The sequence below is a fragment of the Aeromonas sp. genome (genome assembly GCF_050252055.1).
GTDB lineage: Bacteria > Pseudomonadota > Gammaproteobacteria > Enterobacterales > Aeromonadaceae > Aeromonas > Aeromonas caviae.
This window is the reverse complement of the sequence record NZ_JBFWLQ010000014.1, coordinates 37,574-53,030: the sequence shown is the minus strand read 5'-3', so window position 1 is coordinate 53,030 and position 15,457 is coordinate 37,574. Positions and strand designations below refer to the sequence as shown.

The window sequence follows — 15,457 nt, the reverse complement described above, 5'->3', positions numbered from 1 at the left end:
CATGACCGCCGTCCTGCATCTCGTCCGCCCCATCGCCCATACGGAGCATGTCATGAGCAGAGTGTTCACCGAGGAGTTTGTTTCCCGCCTGGAGCTGGTCAACCGCGTCGCCCGCGAGTTGCGCGCAATGGGCTACCGCGTGGTGCAGGAGTCGCTGTACCCCGGCCAAACCGACCGGCCGACCATCACCGTAACGCCTGGAAGCACCAAGCAGCTCAAGCCGCTGCTGGAGCTGGGCCACGGCCGCACCATCGAAACCCAGGCAGATGGCAGCCGCCTCTGCTCCATCCACTACCAGGGCATTCGCGTGGCATGGAAAGAAGTGCTACGGGCGAAGGAACTGATGCAATGAGAACACGCTGCCCGTCCTGCGGCGCGACCCTATCGCTCGACGCCCTGGTCGCCCACGAAGGCGCGCGTGAAGCCCTCGCCGCCGCCTTCAAGCTCTCCGGCACGCTCGGCGCAGCCCTGGTGCGCTATGTCGCGCTGCATCGGCCTGACTCCCGCGAACTAACGATGGAGCGCGTGGGCAAGCTGCTCAACGAGGTGCTGCCGGACATCCAGGCAGGGCGCATCACGCGCAACGGCCAGGTGTTTGAAGCCCCACAGGAAGCCTGGGTGTGGGCCATTGAACAAGGGCTGGCCGCGCGCGATGCAGGACGGCTCAAGACGCCCCTCAAGGGCCACGGCTGGCTCTACGAGGTAATCAGCGGCTATCGGCCCGCCGTAAACAACCTGGTGGTCGATGGTGCGCCGCGCCTGACCACCGGCAAGACCACGTCCAAGACCCTGTCGGGCATCGCGGCGCTGGAGAGTTTCAAGCATGGTGCCTGACTGGTTCCGCATCGTCATCGCCACCGGCCTGCAGAAGCTGCTGGCCCTGCGCCTGGCGGGCACTCCGCCAGAAGACGCCATCGTCGGCACCGCCGAGGTGTGGCTGGAGGCGATCTGGAACAACGGCTGCCGGTGGGATGAACAGCTCGACCGAGAGCGCCTTGAGCGCGCCTTCCTGGTGCTGTTCCGCGTCTGCGACCGCTGGCCGCCGCCGAAGCTCTACCTCGACAACATCGGCGCTCGCGCACCACCGCGCCAGCTACCGCCGCCCCCGGTCTCGCCGGAAGTGCGTGAACAGAACCTGGCACGCATCCGCGAGTTAATGAAAGACCTCAAGAAAACGCTATCAATGAAGGAGCCACATCATGGCAACCAGAAAAAAGGCAAAAGCGGCACAGTGGGTGTGCCAGAGCAAGGAACTGACGATTGAAGCCATCCGCGCCCTTGGCGATGCGCAGCGCGAGCTGACGCGGGTGGAGACCGAGATCAACGACCAGATCGCTGCCATCACCGCCGGGCGCAAGGACGAGATCGAGGCGCTCAAGACGCGCATCGACACGCTGGCCGGTGGCATCCAGACCTGGTGCGAAGCGCACCGCGCCGAGCTGCTCGCGGGCGGCGGCAAGGAGGCCAACCTTATCACCGGCCTGGTCAAGTGGCGGCAGCGTCCGCCCAGCGTCAGCATCCGCAGTGTCGATAAGGTGCTGGAGACCCTGCGCTCGCTGGGCCTGGGCCGCTTCATCCGCAGCAAGGATGAACCGAACAAGGAAGCCATGCTTGCCGACCCTACGGCCGTCTCCGGCATCGCAGGCATCAACATCGTCACCGGCATCGAGGACTTCGTCATCGAACCGTTCGAGGTCGAGGTGGCGTGATGACGCTCACACCCAAACAACTCGCGGGACACCAGCGCCGCTCCCTGCGCTCCATCCGCGAACGTCTCCTCAAGATGTCGTCGGACTGGGACGACATCGACCAATTCAACGTGAACACGCTGGAGGCGCTGGCCGACCAGGTCGAACAGGTTGCAACAAACATGGTTGACACCGCTGTGGAACAGGAGGACTGACATGCACACCGAACGCGACAAGATCATCGCCAAGGTCAAGAAGTGCCTGGCCCTGGCGAAGTCCAGCAATGAGCACGAAGCCGCCACCGCGCTGCGCCAGGCGCAGAAGCTGATGCAGGCCCACGGCATCAGCGACCTGGACGTCGAGCACGCCGACATCCAGGAAGAAAGCACCCGCGCCGGTGCTGCGCAGAAGCCCGCCCGCTGGGAATGCGGCTTGGCCACCCGTGTGGCCGCCGCGTTCGACTGCTCGGTGTTCCTGGCGTGCAGTCGTCCAGTCGGGCGCTGGGTGTTCGTGGGCGCGGCACCGTCCGGCGAAATCGCCCGCTACGCCTTCGAGGTGTTGTTTCGCCAGGCGAAGCGGGCGCGGGCGCACTATGTCAAGACAGCCCTGAAACGCTGCACCACGACTCGCACGCGCCGCGCCGACCTGTTCTGCGAGGGCTGGGTAATGACGGCAACCGAGCTGGTGGAGAACTTCGCCGGTAGCGCGGCTGCACAGGCCCGCGTCACGGCCTACCTGGAGCACAAGCACGCGCTGACCAGCTTCCAGGGGCACAACCGCAACGCGGGCCGCAACCTTTCCGAGCGCGACTACGGCGACATGCAGGCCGGGCATCGGGCTGGTCGGGATGCCCAGCTCAATCGCGGCGTGGGCGGTGATGAGCGCCTGGCGCTGGGAGCGGCCCTATGAAGTCCGCCGCCCGCACCACCGCTAACCAGGATGCTCGCCAGCGCCTCATACGTCTCATTCATGTGGGCAAGCGCGAGCTGGGCCTGGACGATGATGTCTACCGCGCGCTGCTCATGGGCAGTGTGCAGAAGGACTCCACCTCGGCCATGAGCGTGCCGGAGCTGGAGCGCGTCCTGGAGCGCATGAAGCGCAGCGGTTTCAAGGTGCGGGTCAAGTCGGCCCGGCCTCCTGCTCAAAGCAGGCCGGGCCGTCCCCTGGCGCAATACCCGGAGGCGCGGAAGGTACGCGCCCTCTGGTTGTTCCTGCACCAGTTGGGCGCGGTGAAGAACCCATCCGAGGAAGCCCTGGCTGCGTATGTGAAGCGCATCGCCAAGGTGGACGCACTGCAATGGACGAACGGCAACCAGACGGAAGCCCTCATCGAGACTTTGAAGAAGTGGGCCATGCGCTACCTGCCTGGCCAGGTGAGGGAAATGGCTCAAACCTTATCGGAAGCGATCAAGACCGGCAGCGTCACATTGAGCGACGAGGAACTGACCGGGCTGCGCTCCACGGTCGGCCTGGCGCAAACCCGGCAGACCTTTGACCCCATGCAAACTGCTTGGGATGCATTGAAAACAGCACTCGATAAGAGGGAGAAACCATGAAGCCAGAGAGCACGATGATGCACTTCCCGGATGGATACCCGGAACTGCTCGAACAGATCGGCCAGGTGATCTACAACCGGCTGGTCACGCACGAAATCGCGCAAGCTACGTCGCTTGCGTTCACCATCACCGAAGCCATCCGCACGGAGATCGGAGGCGTTCAACAGTACATCCCGCGCGGCTTGTCCTATGAGCTGTCACAACGCGATGAGCAAATCTGGTCGGAGTTCAACGGGGACAACTACAAGATGCTCGCGCACAAGTACAACCTCACGGAAATGCAGGTGAGAAACATCGTGAAGCGGGCGCGACAACGCGACCTTAGCACCCGGCAGATGCCACTGCTGCCGGACGGAAACTAAAGCACTTTAATCGCATCACCAGGGAGCCGCCGCCATCATGACGGCATGAAAAATTCTCGCTCCCTAGACGATCTTCTGCCGCCCGTGCGCTCACGGGCGCAAGCCTTCCTAGCCGCGTGCAAGCAGGAGGGCATCGACATCCTCGTCACCTCCACCTACCGCGACCTGGAGAGCCAAGCTGCGCTCTACGCCCAGGGCCGAACCGCCCCCGGCAAGCGCGTGACCAACGCCAAGCCTGGACAGAGCTATCACAACTGGCGCGTCGCCTTCGACGTGGTGCCGCTGCGCGACGGCAAGGCCGTGTGGAACACCACTGGCGCTGACGGCAAGTTGTGGGAGCGCATCGGCCAGCTCGGCGAGGCGGCTGGTCTGGAATGGGCTGGCCGCTGGAAGACGTTCCGCGAATACGCGCACTTCCAATACACGGGCGGCCTGTCGCTGGCCCAGCTCGCCGCAGGCAAGACCCCGCAGGAGGTTGCCTCGGCATGAAGCTCATCGACCTGGTCTCCCGCGATGGCCGCCTCTCTCACACGAAGATTTGGGCCAACATCGGCTACGCCGCCGCCACCGTTTCGTTCGTGCGGCTGAATTGGGTGGGCCAGGCCGAAACCGAGGTGTGGTGGGCCTACCTCTCCTGCGTGGCCGGTGCCGTCACCGCCTCGAAGTTCCTCTCGCTCAAGTACGGCAGCATCGCCGCGTCCGTCGCCAACGCCGGGGACAAGCAATGAGCGCCGCCATCGACGTCATCCGCGCGCTGCCCTGGAAGCTGCTGGGCCTGGTCGGCATCGTTGCCGTGTCCGCTATCGGCGGGTTCCAGTACGGCGAGGGCCGCGTCACGGCGGCCTGGGACGCCGAACGCGAAGCCGCGAAGCTGGCCGCTGCGCAGACCGCAACCACCCAAGCCGAAGTCACCACCCAGGTGGTGACGCAATACGTTGACCGCGTCCAGGTGGTGAAGGAACGCGGCAAGGACATCATCAAGGAGGTGCCAATCTATGTTTCGTCTGCTGCTGCCTGCGATTTGCCTGGCGGTTTCCGCGTGCTCCACGACGCCGCCGCCCAAGGCCAGCTTCCCGACCCCGCCAGAGTTGCTGATGCGCCCGCCGCCAGCGTTGAAACCGCTGCCGCCACCGTCGTCGAAAACTACGCCACCTATCACGAAGTCGCCGAACAGTTGAAGGCGCTGCAATCGTGGGTCAGCCAGCAGGAGCAAGTGCAATGACCATTCAAGTTGATTTTTGGCACCTGGTCGGCTTGTTGCTGGGCTTCATCGGCACCCTGGCCTCGTTCGGGAAGATTCTGCTGCGGCAGCTCGACGCCCGCATCGACCAGCAAAACGACCGCGTGAGCAAGCTGGAAAACCAGCTCAACGAAACGCTGACCAAGCTGCCGCTGGAATACCAGCGGCGCGAGGACGCCATCCGCTTTGAGACCGTGCTCAACGCCAAGCTGGATGCAATCGGAGCACGTATTGAAAGATTGATGGAGAAGTCATGATGACCCCCGACCTGGAAAAAGCACGGCGCGAGAACCTGCGCTGGCTGATCTTGCTGGCCCTCAACTCCGCGCAGCCCGTGGGCACCAGCGAACAGGTGGTGCTATCGGCGATCACGCCGATGCTGCCCGACCTGACGCCGCTGGAGCTGCGCCGCAACCTGGACTACCTGGCCGAGCGCAACCTGGTCACGATCACCGGCCGAGACTCGCAGCCACAGTGGTTCTGCAAGCTCGACCGCTACGGCATCGACGTTGTCGAGTACACGGTCGCGTGTGAGCCGGGCATTGCGCGCCCGGCCAAGTACTGGTGAGCCGCCATGCCGCGCCGCTCGAAGGTGGAGGCGCTCCCAGCGCCTGTTAAAGCATGGCTCGACCAAGCGCTGGTGGAGAACAACTTCAGCCAGTACGAACGCCTGGCCGCCGAGCTGGGCAAACGCGGCTACAGCATCGGCAAGTCCAGCCTGCACAGCTACGGCCAGGCGTTCGAGGAGCGCCTGAAAACCCTGCGACTGGTCACCGAACAGGCCCGTGCCGTGGTACAGGCCGCGCCCGATGACGATGGCGCGGTCAACGATGCCCTGGTGCGGCTCACCCAGGAAAAGATGTTTTCCATCCTCATGGAGATGAACGTCGATCCTGACGCGGTCGATCTGCCGAAGCTCGCCCGCGCCGTGGCCGAGCTGGGCAAGGCATCCGTGGCGCAGAAGCGTTGGCAGGCCGAGGCCCGCAAGCAGGCGCTGGAAGAAGCTGCCGCGCGCGTTGACACCGCTGCCCAGGCCCGTGGCCTCAATGCCGACGAAGCCCGCTTCTGGCGCGAACAAGTCTTGATGGGCATGTGATGGGTATTCCTGCATCTCTCCCCGATACCGAGCGCATCGTCGAGTGGGACGAGCTGCCGGAGAACGTCCGCCAGATACCTCCCGACTTCGACCCCTTCGCCGAAGGAGTGCTGATGAAGCACCAGTCGGACTGGATTCGGATGCAGCAGGACTTGGACATCTCGGTGTGCGAGAAAGGCCGCCGCACGGGTATCACGTTCGCACAAGCCCTGACCGACACGATCACCGCCGCCACCGCCAAGGAAGCAGGCGGCAGCAACGTGTGGTACATGGCCGACACCCGTGAAAAGGGTCTGGAATACATCGGCTATGTCGGCAAGTTCTCGCAGATCGTGGCGCGTGGCCAGGCGACGCGCATTGAGCAGCACATCTTCCTTGACCAGCGGGCCGATGGCACCAGCCGCGAGATTCAGGCGTTCCGCGTCCGCTTCGCCAGCGGGTTCCGCGTCACGGCGCTTTCTTCTCGGCCGGAAAACATCCACGGCTTGCAAGGGCTGGTTGACCTGGACGAAGCAGCCTTGCACAAGGACGTTTCCAAGGTGCTCGAATCAGCCACGGCTCTGCTCATTTGGGGCGGCCGCATTCGCGTCTGGTCATCGCATCGCGGCAAGAAAAACGCTTTCCACCAGTTGGTGCAGGACGTCCGTGCCGGGCGCTACGGGAAGCGTGCCAGGTGCATCCGCATCACGTTCGATGACGCCGTGGCCAACGGCCTCTACGAGCGCGTTTGTGCCATGAAAGGCATCCCAGCGACCGAAGAAGGCAAAAGGGACTGGTACACCGCCATCCGGGCCGCATATGGCCCGCGCAAGGCAGCCATGCGCGAGGAGCTGGACGTGATTCCGCGTGATGGCGACGGTTCGGCTATTCCCTCGGTCTGGATTGAACGGGCAATGCCGGAAATCCGGCCCGTGCTCCGCATCGTTTTCAGCGACGACTTCCCGAAGCGGTCAGAAAAGGAGCGCGAGATATGGGCCGCATCGTGGATTGCCACCACGCTCATGCCTGCACTCAACGAAGCCCAGCGCGGCTTTTCCGGGCGCTGGGCTGTCGGCATGGACTTCGCGCGCCACCGTCACTTCTCGGTCATCACGCCCGCCCGCATCACGGCCGATCTGCGCCGCGACGTGCCCTTTATCCTGGAGCTGGCCAACGCCCCGACCCGGCAGCAGGAGCAGATTCTCTGGGCGCTGCTGGGCGAGCTGAAGCGGTGGACGTTCGCGGGCGATGCCTCCGGCCCTGGCCAGACGCTCATGGAATACACCGGCGACAAGTTCGGGCGCGCGGTGTTCGATGAGAAAACGGGCGGCTACACCGGCGGCCCCGTCCACGAGATCACGCTCTCGCGTTCCTGGTACGGCGAGTGGATGGGCAAATACATCTCGCTGTTCGAGGACGGCTTCATCACCATGCCGCGCGACGCCTCGCTGGAGGATGACCACCGCGCCGTCGAGTACATCGACGGTATTCCGATGGTGCCGAAGCTGGAGCGCAAAGACCTGAAGGACGCCGACCTGGTCAGGCACGGCGACGGCGCGGTGGCCGGTGCGCTGATGCAGTTCGCCGCGCTCAACCCGGTTGATGAATGGCTGGCCGAGTACATGGAAGTGCCACGGCGCGATGCGCAGGTCGATGAAATGGACACCGACACCGATCTTGAATACGGCGGCCGCATGGCTGGCTGGTAGGAGCACTGAATGGCAAAACTTCTCGACCAATACGGCAACCCCATCAACATGGCGTCGCTGGATGAGGCGCAGACCTCGCAACTTATCAACCTGCACCGGGAGGTCGCGCAGCATCCCTCGCGCGGCCTGACACCCGCACGCCTGAACTCCATCCTGGAGCGCGCGGAAAACGGCGACTTGATCGCGCAGCATGAGCTTTTCCGCGACATGGAGGAACGCGATGGCCACGTTTTCTCCGAACTGTCCAAGCGCAAGCGCGCCGTCATCAAGCTGCCCTGGGACATCGTGCCGCCACGCAACCCGAGCAAGGAGGAGGAGGAAGCCAGCGCCTATGCCAAGGAGCTGCTGCTGGACATGACCGACCTGGAAGACCTCATGTTCGATGCGCTGGACGCCATCGGGCACGGTTTCGCGCCTATCGAGTACGACTGGGACAGGGTTGGAAGCGACTGGACGGTGGTGCGTTTCAACCACCGCCCGCAGACCTGGTTCCGCTTCGACCGCGACACCCGCACCGAGCTGCGCCTGCGCGACAGCTCCCTGGACGGCGTGCCGCTGCGCCCGTTTGGCTGGATGATGCACGTCCACAAGGCCATGTCCGGCTACACCGTGCGCTCCGGCCTGGGCCGCGTGCTAGTGTGGCCCTACTTGTTCAAGCACTTCTCGGTTGGCGACCTGGCCGAGTTCCTCGACATCTACGGTCTGCCGCTGCGCATCGGCAAGTATCCGAGCAACGCCAGCCCCGAGGAAAAGGCAACGCTCTGGCGCGCCGTCGCGGGCATCGGCCACAACGCCGCAGGCGTCATCCCCTCGGCGATGGCCATCGAGTTCGAGGAGGCCGCGAAGGGTTCGGAAAAGCCGTTCGAGGTGATGATTAAGTGGTGCGAGCAGACGCAATCGAAGGCCATCCTGGGCAGCACATTGACCAGCACCACCGAGGCCACCGGCCTCGGCTCCGGCGTGGCCGAAATCCACAACGAAGTGCGCCTGGACATCCGCGACAGCGACTGCAAGCAGCTCGCGGGCACGCTCACCCGCGACCTGATCTACCCGCTTCTGGCCATCAATAAAGGCTGGGCCGACTTCCGACGCTGCCCCCGCCTGGTGTTCGACACGACCGAAGGCGAGGACATCAAGGTCTACGCCGACGCACTGCCGAAGCTGGTGGCCATCGGTATGCAAATCCCGACGCAGTGGGCACACGAACGGCTGCGGATTCCCCAGCCGACCTCGGATAAGGAGGCCGTCCTGGCCACCAGCACCGCCGCTCCGGCCAAGGAGGAGCCGCCCGCCCCCAAGACCAAGAAGGCCGACGCCAAGGCCGCACTGGTGGCGGCGTTGCGCGAGGAAGCAGCGGCCGGTTCCGAGTTCCCCGACCAGGCCGTGCTCGATGGCGCGCTGGAGGAACTGTCCGCCGTGCTGCAACCGCAGGCGGCCGCCTGGCTGAAGCCTGCGCTGGAAGCCCTCGGCCGGGCATCCGGCCCCGAGGACGCACTGGCGCTGCTGGCCAGTGAAAACCCGCTGACCGATGACGCTCTGCTAGTCGAAGCCATCGCCCGCGCCCTGTTCGTGTCCGAACTGTTCGGCGCTGACGCCGTGCGGCAGGAGCTGACCGAGTGAGCATCGACAAGTCCACCCTCCTGGCCGCCTTCAACATGCCGCCCGAGCAGGCGGTCGAGTTCCTGCGCTCCAAGGGCTTGCAGGTCAGCGAGTCCTGGCGCGACCTCTGGCAGACGGCGCACCGGCGCGCCTTCACCGTGGCGCGCTCGGCGGGCTATGACGTGCTAGAGGACATCCGCTCTGCGCTGGTGGAGTCCATGAGCAAGGGCGAGAGCTACCAGCAGTTCATCGACAAGCTCACCCCGACGCTGCAAGCAAAGGGCTGGTGGGGCAAGGAGATCGACTACGAGACCGGCGAGATCACCGTGTATCCCGGCACCAGCCGCCCGGTGGAGCTGGGCAGTCCGCGTCGCCTGAAGCTGATCTACGAGCAGAACATGCAGACCGCCTTCCAGGCCGGGCGCTGGCGCGGCATGAAGGCGGCCACGGCCACGCATCCCTTCTGGCGCTACGTGGCGGTGCTGGACAACCGCACACGGCCGACCCACCGAGCCATGCACGGGCGAGTGTTCCGCCACGATGATGCGGGCTGGTCGGTCGCCTATCCGCCGAACGGCTGGAAGTGCCGGTGCCGCGCGCAGCCCCTGACCGCCTCGGCCGTCCGCCGCAACGGCTACGAGGTCGAGTCCGCCGAAGGCCACATCCAGGAGGTGGACGTGCCGCAGCGCGACGGCTCCACGATCAAGGTCAAGCGCCTGACGCTGCCGGGCATGGAGAGGCCGTTCCAGCCCGACGCGGGCTGGGACTACAACCCGGCCGCCGACTACCACGGAGGCCAGCCATGACCGACATGAACGTCGAGATCAACGACCAGGCAAGTGCCAAACTGGCAGAAATCAGGGCACGCCTCCAGAATCCCGAGCCGCTGATGGCTGGTATCGCGGCCGAGGTGCTGTCGCTCACCGAGGAAGCCTTCGAGCGCGAAGGCGAAGTGGGCGGCGACAAGTGGAAACCGCTGGCGCTCTCGACCATCCGGCAACGCGAGAAGGCTGGCCACTGGCCGGGCAAGAAGCTGCAACGCTCTCCTGGTGGCCTGGCTCCGAGCGTCCAGCCCTTCCACGACGCCAGCCGGGCCGGTTTGTCCGTCTCGAAGCCCTACGCGGCCATCCAGCAGCTCGGCGGCAAGGCCGGGCGTGGCCAGAAGGTTACTATTCCAGCCCGTGGGTACATGCCGGTCAGGAAGGAAGGAAGCGACCTGGAGCTGACGCCTACGGCGCGGTCGGTGCTGATGGAGATGATGGCCGACTTCGTGGAAGGCGGCATTTGATGGCCCGGCGAGCGCCGCGACCGCGTTTTCAACTCTTGCAAGACGTTTTCAAGGGCCATCCGGTTACTTCCGGCCATTTCCCGGTTCTTCCGGGATTTATCGTCCCTTCTCTCTAGGGAATATGGTGGTTCTGTTCATCATCCCCTTCTGGCGCAGTTGCTCTATGGTGTCGAAGATCTGCTGGATGACGATGGGCGCCAATCCGAGGGAGGGTTCATCCAGCAGCAGCAGGCGCGGCTTGCTCATCAGGGCGCGGCCGATGGCCAGCATCTGCTGCTCGCCGCCGGACATGGTGCCTGCCCGCTGCTCCAGCCGCTCGTGCAGGCGGGGGAACAAGGTAAATATCTGATCCAGCAGGCCGCGCTGCTCCGCCTTGTCGACGAAGAAGGCCCCCATCAGCAGGTTCTCCTCCACCGTGAGGCGGGCGAAGATGCGGCGCCCCTCCGGCACCACGGCGATGTCCTTGCGCATGATGCGGGCGGTGGTGAGAGAGTCTATCTGCTCCCCCTCGAACCAGATGGAACCGCTGCTGGGCTTGGGCTCGCCACACAGGGTCATCAGCAGAGTGGTCTTGCCGGCGCCGTTGGCGCCGATCAGGGTGACGATTTCCCCCTCTTTCACCTCGACGCTGACGTCGTGCAGCGCCTGAATTTTGCCGTAGTGGGTCGATACGTTGCGAAGTTCTAACATCTTTTTGTCCTTACGACTCGCCCAGATAGGCCTTGATCACCGCCGGATTGCTGCGGATTTCGTCCGGTTTGCCGTGGGCCAGCGGGGTGCCCTGGTTGACCACGAAGATGCGGTTGGAGATCTCCATCACCAGCTTCATGTCGTGCTCGATCAGCAGCACCGAGACCCCGAACTCGTCCCTCAGGTTGGAGATGAGCTCGTTGAGCTCGTCGGTCTCCTTGGGGTTGAGACCTGCGGCCGGTTCATCCAGCATCAGCAGCTCGGGCCGGGTCGCCATGCAGCGGGCGATCTCGAGGCGGCGCTGCTGGCCGTAAGCCAGGTTGCCCGCGGCGCGGTTGGCGAGATCCTTGAGGCCCACCTTTTCCAGCCAGAAGGCGGACTGCTCCAGCCCCTCTTTCTCGGCACGGCGGAAAGAGGGGGTCTTGAACAGGCCGGCGATGAAGCCGGTATTGAGATGCCTGTGCTGGGCCACCAGCAGGTTTTCCACCGCTGTCATCTCCTTGAACAGGCGCACGTGCTGGAAAGTCCGCACTATGCCCTTGCGGGCGATGAGGTGGCCGGGCAACCCCTGGATCTCCTCACCCTTGTAGCGAATGACACCGCCACTCGGGCGATAGAAGCCGGTCAGGCAGTTGAAGATGGTGGTCTTGCCCGCCCCGTTGGGGCCGATGATGGAGATCACCTCCCCCTTTTCCACATCCAGCTTGACGCCGTTGACCGCGAGCAGGCCGCCAAAGCGCATCGACAGATCTGAGACATCCAACAATGGTTGATTGTTGCTCATTTACGCAGCTCCATATGGGGTCGACTCATGGGCAGCAGTCCCTGCGGCCGCCAGATCATCATGAATACCATCAAGAGACCGAACATCAGCATGCGATATTCGTTGAACTCGCGGGCGAGCTCCGGCAGCACCGTCATCACGATGGCCGCCAGCACCACCCCGATCTGGGATCCCATGCCCCCCAGCACCACAATCGCAAGAACGATGGCCGACTCGATGAAGACGAAGGATTCCGGGCTGATGAAGCCCTGGCGCGAGGCGAAGAAGCTGCCGGCAAAGCCCGCGAAGCAGGCGCCTATGGTGAAGGCGGTCAGCTTGATGATGGTGGGGTTGAGCCCCAGGGACTTGCAGGCGATCTCGTCTTCCCGCAGCGCCTCCCAGGCACGGCCGAGCGGCATGCGCAGCAGGCGGTTGATGACGAACAGGGTCGCCACTACCAGCACCAGGGCCATCAGGTAGAGGAAGATCACCTTGTGGTTGGCGTTGTAGGCGATGCCGAAGAAGTCGTGGAAGGTGCCAAAGCCCCCATCCTTGACGGTGCGGTTGAACTCGAGCCCCCCCAGAGTCGGTTTCGGAATGCCGGAGATCCCGTTCGGACCGCCGGTCAGGGTGGTCATGTTGTTGAGCAGGATGCGGATGATCTCGCCAAAGCCCAGGGTGACGATGGCCAGGTAGTCCCCCCGCAGCCGCAGCACCGGGAACCCGAGCAGGAAGCCGAAGGTGGCCGCCAGCAGACCTGCGATGGGCAGACACTCCCAGAAGCTCAGACCGAAGTAGGTGTTGAGCAGGGCGTAGCTGTAGGCGCCGACCGCATAGAAGCCGACATAGCCGAGGTCGAGCAGACCGGCGAGGCCCACCACCACGTTCAGCCCCAGCCCCAGCATGATGTAAATCAGGGTGAGGGTGGCCAGATCGATGGCGCCGCGAGAGGCCATGAGGGGCCAGCTCACCGCAAACAGCAGCACCAGCACGGCGGTGAGGTTATAGAGCTTGGGGGCCTCTTCGGGGCTTGGCAGCACCAGCTTGGTGAAGCCGACGGAGAAGCCGCTGATGGAGGCCTGGAACAGCCGGCTTATCTGGCCGCGCAGCATCTGGAACCAGAAAACGATGGTGGCGCCCCCCAGCAGCCAGGCCAGTGACACATCGAGGCGGCTCACCACCAGCAGGCGGGAGCCATCGGTCTCCAGCTTGAAGCCGAGCAGCCAGAAGGAGAGCACCAGCAGCACCAGGCTGGCGATGCAGGCATGGATAAATTGACGTTTCATCAGACTTTCTCCACTTCCGGACGGCCGAGAATGCCAGTGATGGTCATGAACAGCAGCACGAGGGCATGCATAGATTGGTTTTTCATACCTTCTCGACCTCCGGACGACCCAGGATGCCGGTGGGCATGAAGAGCAACACGAAGATGAGCAGGGCAAAGGCCATCACATCCTTGTACTCGGTGCTGAGATAGCCCGCGGTGAGCGCTTCCACCACGCCGAGCAGCAGGCCGCCCAGTACGGCACCGGGAATGCTGCCGATGCCGCCCAATACCGCGGCGGTGAAGGCCTTCAAGCCCGCCATGAAGCCGAGATAGGGGTTGATGACACCGTAGTACATGCCGAGCAGCACCCCCGCGACGGCGGCCAGGGCGGCCCCCAGCACGAAGGTGATGGAGATGACCACGTGGGTGTCTATCCCTAACAGGTTGGCCATCTTGATGTCTTCGGAACAGGCTCGGCAGGCACGCCCCATGCGGGAGCGGCCGATGAACTGGGTCAACGCCAGCATGGTGACGAAGGTCACCACGAAGATGATGAGCTGCATGTAGGAGAGGCTGGCCTGGAAGCCATCCTCGCCGCCGAGGGTCCAGCCCCCGGAGATCAGAGTGGGCATGGCGATGTCACGCGAGCCCTGGGCCATCCGCATCATGTTCTGCAGGAAGATCGACATGCCGATGGCGGAGATGAGGGGGATCAGGCGGTTGCCGCCCCGCAGCGGACGATAGGCCACCCGTTCTATGGACCAGCCATAGCTGCCGGTGATGATGATGCTGACCAGGAAGGCGCCCCCCAGCAGCAGCACGGTGCTGTCGATGCCCATCATCATGAGCCCGGCCATCACCATGAAGGCGACATAGGAGCCGATCATGTAGACCTCGCCGTGGGCGAAGTTGATCATGCCGATGATGCCGTAGACCATGGTGTAGCCGATGGCGATCAACGCATAGGTGCTGCCTATGGTCAATCCGTTCAGCAACTGCTGAACCAGATAAAGAAGGTGTTCGGACATACCGCGTTCCCTGTGTACTTGCCCGCAAAGAAAGGAGGGGTGACTCACGTCACCCCGACCGGCAGATTATTTGAGTTGAGTGGAGGTACCGTCGGCGTGCCACTGGAACACACCGAATTCAAAGCCTTTCAGGTCACCGTTCGGTGCCCAGGTCAGGGGGCCCATCACGGTGTCGATCGGTGCGGCCTTGATGGCGGCAGCGACGGCAGCCGGATCATCCTCGCCCGCCTTGGCGATACCGGCCGCCAGGGCCTGCATGGCGGCGTAGGTGGTCCAGACGAACGGACCGGAGGAGTCCTGACCCTTGGCCTTGAATGCTTCTACGATGGGGGCGTTGGCCGGCACCAGGTCATATTTGTTCGGCAGGGTCACCAGCAGGCCTTCGGAAGCCGGGCCGCCGATGGCGGAGATGTCCTTGTTGCCCACCCCTTCCGGACCCATGAACTTGGCCTTCAGACCCTTCTCGCCAGCCTGGCGCAGGATCAGACCCAGCTCGGGGTGGTAGCCGCCGTAGTAGACGAAGTCGACGTTCTCTTTTTGCAGCTTGGCGATCAGGGCGGAGAAGTCCTTGTCGCCGGCGGTGATGCCCTCATAGGCAACGACCTTGACGCCGGCCTTGTCCAGCGCGGCTTTCACGCTGGAGGCGATGCCTTCACCGTACTGTTTCTTGTCGTGGATGACGGCCACGCGCTGGGGTTTGACCTGCTCGATGATGTACTTGGCGGCGGTCGGGCCCTGGTCGCTGTCCAGACCGATGGTACGCAGGGTCAGCTGGTAACCGCGCTCGGTGATCTTGGGGTTGGTGGAGGCGGGGGTGACCATCAGGACCCCTTCATCTTCATAGATGTCGGAGGCGGGCAGGGTGTTGTCGGAGCAGAGGTGGCCGACCACGAACTTGACGCCGTCGTTGATCACCTTGTTGGCGATGGCCACGGCCTGCTTGGGATCGCAGGCATCGTCATAGATGACGGCTTCGATCTGCTTGCCCTTGATGCCGCCCGCCTTGTTGATCTGCTCGACCGCCATCTTGCCGCCGGTGAACTGCATGTCACCGTACTGGGCGACCGGGCCGGTCAGGGGGCCGGCGATGCCGATCTTGATGGTATCGGCCGCATTGGCCATGGAAACTGATCCAAACAGAGCCAAAGAAACCGCTGCTCTGACTGCCATTTTGCTGAAGTTATGCATTGAT

The 15,457-nt window shown here is 64.0% G+C and carries 22 protein-coding genes and 1 pseudogene; 18 read left to right on the top strand and 5 right to left on the bottom strand.

Features of this window, described 5'->3' with window-relative positions:
• Position 1 precedes the first annotated feature (1 nt).
• From AB7E19_RS19670 to AB7E19_RS19585, 18 genes are read left to right on the top strand one after another with little or no spacing between them, the layout of a single operon-like run.
• On the top strand, positions 2 to 352 hold the full coding sequence (locus tag AB7E19_RS19670; protein WP_052156552.1) for a hypothetical protein: 351 nt from the start codon (positions 2 to 4) through the stop codon (positions 350 to 352).
• Positions 349 to 834, top strand: a complete 486-nt coding sequence (locus tag AB7E19_RS19665; protein WP_033965072.1) for a hypothetical protein — start codon at positions 349 to 351, stop codon at positions 832 to 834. Before AB7E19_RS19670 ends, AB7E19_RS19665 begins: the two co-directional genes overlap by 4 nt.
• A complete protein-coding gene (locus AB7E19_RS19660; protein WP_052156551.1) occupies positions 824 to 1,264 on the top strand; it encodes a hypothetical protein in 441 nt (146 codons plus the stop codon). Before AB7E19_RS19665 ends, AB7E19_RS19660 begins: the two co-directional genes overlap by 11 nt.
• Positions 1,200 to 1,709: a host-nuclease inhibitor Gam family protein gene (locus AB7E19_RS19655; RefSeq protein ID WP_182963413.1), complete on the top strand. Its 510-nt coding sequence runs from the start codon at positions 1,200 to 1,202 to the stop codon at positions 1,707 to 1,709. The genes AB7E19_RS19660 and AB7E19_RS19655 overlap by 65 nt, the downstream gene beginning before the upstream one ends.
• Entirely contained in the window at positions 1,709 to 1,903 is a 195-nt protein-coding gene (locus AB7E19_RS19650; RefSeq protein ID WP_182963412.1) for a hypothetical protein, read from the top strand. Before AB7E19_RS19655 ends, AB7E19_RS19650 begins: the two co-directional genes overlap by 1 nt.
• 1 nt (position 1,904) lies before the next feature.
• Entirely contained in the window at positions 1,905 to 2,597 is a 693-nt protein-coding gene (locus AB7E19_RS19645; RefSeq protein WP_182963411.1) for a DUF2786 domain-containing protein, read from the top strand.
• Positions 2,594 to 3,244 (top strand): gp16 family protein, encoded by a 651-nt coding sequence (locus AB7E19_RS19640; RefSeq protein ID WP_182963410.1) that lies wholly within the window; start codon positions 2,594 to 2,596, stop codon positions 3,242 to 3,244. Before AB7E19_RS19645 ends, AB7E19_RS19640 begins: the two co-directional genes overlap by 4 nt.
• Positions 3,241 to 3,606 carry a Mor transcription activator family protein gene (locus AB7E19_RS19635; RefSeq protein ID WP_033965066.1) on the top strand — a complete coding sequence of 122 codons (366 nt, stop codon included), beginning with the start codon at positions 3,241 to 3,243 and terminating at the stop codon, positions 3,604 to 3,606. The genes AB7E19_RS19640 and AB7E19_RS19635 overlap by 4 nt, the downstream gene beginning before the upstream one ends.
• Positions 3,607 to 3,651: 45 nt before the next feature.
• Positions 3,652 to 4,095 (top strand): M15 family metallopeptidase, encoded by a 444-nt coding sequence (locus AB7E19_RS19630; RefSeq protein ID WP_182963408.1) that lies wholly within the window; start codon positions 3,652 to 3,654, stop codon positions 4,093 to 4,095.
• Positions 4,092 to 4,334, top strand: a complete 243-nt coding sequence (locus AB7E19_RS19625; RefSeq protein ID WP_182963407.1) for a hypothetical protein — start codon at positions 4,092 to 4,094, stop codon at positions 4,332 to 4,334. The genes AB7E19_RS19630 and AB7E19_RS19625 overlap by 4 nt, the downstream gene beginning before the upstream one ends.
• Positions 4,331 to 4,828 (top strand): hypothetical protein, encoded by a 498-nt coding sequence (locus tag AB7E19_RS19620; RefSeq protein WP_197971569.1) that lies wholly within the window; start codon positions 4,331 to 4,333, stop codon positions 4,826 to 4,828. The genes AB7E19_RS19625 and AB7E19_RS19620 overlap by 4 nt, the downstream gene beginning before the upstream one ends.
• Complete coding sequence (locus AB7E19_RS19615) at positions 4,825 to 5,103, top strand: hypothetical protein (protein WP_073652200.1); 279 nt, start codon at positions 4,825 to 4,827, stop codon at positions 5,101 to 5,103. Before AB7E19_RS19620 ends, AB7E19_RS19615 begins: the two co-directional genes overlap by 4 nt.
• On the top strand, positions 5,100 to 5,414 hold the full coding sequence (locus AB7E19_RS19610; protein ID WP_232098392.1) for a hypothetical protein: 315 nt from the start codon (positions 5,100 to 5,102) through the stop codon (positions 5,412 to 5,414). The genes AB7E19_RS19615 and AB7E19_RS19610 overlap by 4 nt, the downstream gene beginning before the upstream one ends.
• Positions 5,415 to 5,420: 6 nt before the next feature.
• Positions 5,421 to 5,942, top strand: a complete 522-nt coding sequence (locus AB7E19_RS19605) for a DUF3486 family protein (protein WP_182963405.1) — start codon at positions 5,421 to 5,423, stop codon at positions 5,940 to 5,942.
• Complete coding sequence (locus AB7E19_RS19600; RefSeq protein ID WP_278856065.1) at positions 5,942 to 7,630, top strand: hypothetical protein; 1,689 nt, start codon at positions 5,942 to 5,944, stop codon at positions 7,628 to 7,630. The genes AB7E19_RS19605 and AB7E19_RS19600 overlap by 1 nt, the downstream gene beginning before the upstream one ends.
• A gap of 9 nt (positions 7,631 to 7,639) precedes the next feature.
• On the top strand, positions 7,640 to 9,250 hold the full coding sequence (locus AB7E19_RS19595; protein ID WP_073652203.1) for a DUF935 domain-containing protein: 1,611 nt from the start codon (positions 7,640 to 7,642) through the stop codon (positions 9,248 to 9,250).
• Entirely contained in the window at positions 9,247 to 10,035 is a 789-nt protein-coding gene (locus tag AB7E19_RS19590; protein ID WP_054893695.1) for a phage minor head protein, read from the top strand. The genes AB7E19_RS19595 and AB7E19_RS19590 overlap by 4 nt, the downstream gene beginning before the upstream one ends.
• Positions 10,032 to 10,517, top strand: a complete 486-nt coding sequence (locus tag AB7E19_RS19585) for a phage virion morphogenesis protein (protein WP_182963403.1) — start codon at positions 10,032 to 10,034, stop codon at positions 10,515 to 10,517. Before AB7E19_RS19590 ends, AB7E19_RS19585 begins: the two co-directional genes overlap by 4 nt.
• A 138-nt stretch (positions 10,518 to 10,655) precedes the next feature.
• Here the strand turns inward: AB7E19_RS19585 and AB7E19_RS19580 are convergent.
• From AB7E19_RS19580 to AB7E19_RS19560, 5 genes and pseudogenes are all read right to left on the bottom strand, one after another.
• Positions 10,656 to 11,207, bottom strand: a pseudogene (locus tag AB7E19_RS19580) (ABC transporter ATP-binding protein); the annotation flags it as partial.
• Between the two features lie 10 nt (positions 11,208 to 11,217).
• A complete protein-coding gene (livG, locus tag AB7E19_RS19575; RefSeq protein ID WP_010672381.1) occupies positions 11,218 to 11,991 on the bottom strand; it encodes a high-affinity branched-chain amino acid ABC transporter ATP-binding protein LivG in 774 nt (257 codons plus the stop codon).
• Positions 11,988 to 13,256 carry a high-affinity branched-chain amino acid ABC transporter permease LivM gene (locus tag AB7E19_RS19570; RefSeq protein ID WP_427936311.1) on the bottom strand — a complete coding sequence of 423 codons (1,269 nt, stop codon included), beginning with the start codon at positions 13,254 to 13,256 and terminating at the stop codon, positions 11,988 to 11,990. Before AB7E19_RS19570 ends, livG begins: the two co-directional genes overlap by 4 nt.
• A gap of 82 nt (positions 13,257 to 13,338) precedes the next feature.
• Positions 13,339 to 14,265 carry a high-affinity branched-chain amino acid ABC transporter permease LivH gene (gene livH / locus AB7E19_RS19565; RefSeq protein ID WP_010672383.1) on the bottom strand — a complete coding sequence of 309 codons (927 nt, stop codon included), beginning with the start codon at positions 14,263 to 14,265 and terminating at the stop codon, positions 13,339 to 13,341.
• A gap of 66 nt (positions 14,266 to 14,331) precedes the next feature.
• Positions 14,332 to 15,453: a branched-chain amino acid ABC transporter substrate-binding protein gene (locus tag AB7E19_RS19560; protein ID WP_039041003.1), complete on the bottom strand. Its 1,122-nt coding sequence runs from the start codon at positions 15,451 to 15,453 to the stop codon at positions 14,332 to 14,334.
• Between the last annotated feature and the right edge of the window lie 4 nt (positions 15,454 to 15,457).

Coding starts and splice junctions, on each gene's coding strand:
- AB7E19_RS19620 (WP_197971569.1), top strand. CDS start 4,331: ATGAGCGCCGCCATCGACGTCATCCGCGCGCTGCCCTGGAAGCTGCTG.
- AB7E19_RS19570 (WP_427936311.1), bottom strand. CDS start 13,256: ATGAAACGTCAATTTATCCATGCCTGCATCGCCAGCCTGGTGCTGCTG.
- AB7E19_RS19670 (WP_052156552.1), top strand. CDS start 2: ATGACCGCCGTCCTGCATCTCGTCCGCCCCATCGCCCATACGGAGCAT.
- AB7E19_RS19635 (WP_033965066.1), top strand. CDS start 3,241: ATGAAGCCAGAGAGCACGATGATGCACTTCCCGGATGGATACCCGGAA.
- AB7E19_RS19640 (WP_182963410.1), top strand. CDS start 2,594: ATGAAGTCCGCCGCCCGCACCACCGCTAACCAGGATGCTCGCCAGCGC.
- AB7E19_RS19665 (WP_033965072.1), top strand. CDS start 349: ATGAGAACACGCTGCCCGTCCTGCGGCGCGACCCTATCGCTCGACGCC.
- AB7E19_RS19560 (WP_039041003.1), bottom strand. CDS start 15,453: ATGCATAACTTCAGCAAAATGGCAGTCAGAGCAGCGGTTTCTTTGGCT.
- AB7E19_RS19645 (WP_182963411.1), top strand. CDS start 1,905: ATGCACACCGAACGCGACAAGATCATCGCCAAGGTCAAGAAGTGCCTG.
- AB7E19_RS19660 (WP_052156551.1), top strand. CDS start 824: ATGGTGCCTGACTGGTTCCGCATCGTCATCGCCACCGGCCTGCAGAAG.
- AB7E19_RS19650 (WP_182963412.1), top strand. CDS start 1,709: ATGACGCTCACACCCAAACAACTCGCGGGACACCAGCGCCGCTCCCTG.
- AB7E19_RS19625 (WP_182963407.1), top strand. CDS start 4,092: ATGAAGCTCATCGACCTGGTCTCCCGCGATGGCCGCCTCTCTCACACG.
- livG (WP_010672381.1), bottom strand. CDS start 11,991: ATGAGCAACAATCAACCATTGTTGGATGTCTCAGATCTGTCGATGCGC.
- AB7E19_RS19615 (WP_073652200.1), top strand. CDS start 4,825: ATGACCATTCAAGTTGATTTTTGGCACCTGGTCGGCTTGTTGCTGGGC.
- AB7E19_RS19595 (WP_073652203.1), top strand. CDS start 7,640: ATGGCAAAACTTCTCGACCAATACGGCAACCCCATCAACATGGCGTCG.
- AB7E19_RS19585 (WP_182963403.1), top strand. CDS start 10,032: ATGACCGACATGAACGTCGAGATCAACGACCAGGCAAGTGCCAAACTG.
- AB7E19_RS19605 (WP_182963405.1), top strand. CDS start 5,421: ATGCCGCGCCGCTCGAAGGTGGAGGCGCTCCCAGCGCCTGTTAAAGCA.
- AB7E19_RS19610 (WP_232098392.1), top strand. CDS start 5,100: ATGATGACCCCCGACCTGGAAAAAGCACGGCGCGAGAACCTGCGCTGG.
- livH (WP_010672383.1), bottom strand. CDS start 14,265: ATGTCCGAACACCTTCTTTATCTGGTTCAGCAGTTGCTGAACGGATTG.
- AB7E19_RS19600 (WP_278856065.1), top strand. CDS start 5,942: ATGGGTATTCCTGCATCTCTCCCCGATACCGAGCGCATCGTCGAGTGG.
- AB7E19_RS19655 (WP_182963413.1), top strand. CDS start 1,200: ATGGCAACCAGAAAAAAGGCAAAAGCGGCACAGTGGGTGTGCCAGAGC.
- AB7E19_RS19630 (WP_182963408.1), top strand. CDS start 3,652: ATGAAAAATTCTCGCTCCCTAGACGATCTTCTGCCGCCCGTGCGCTCA.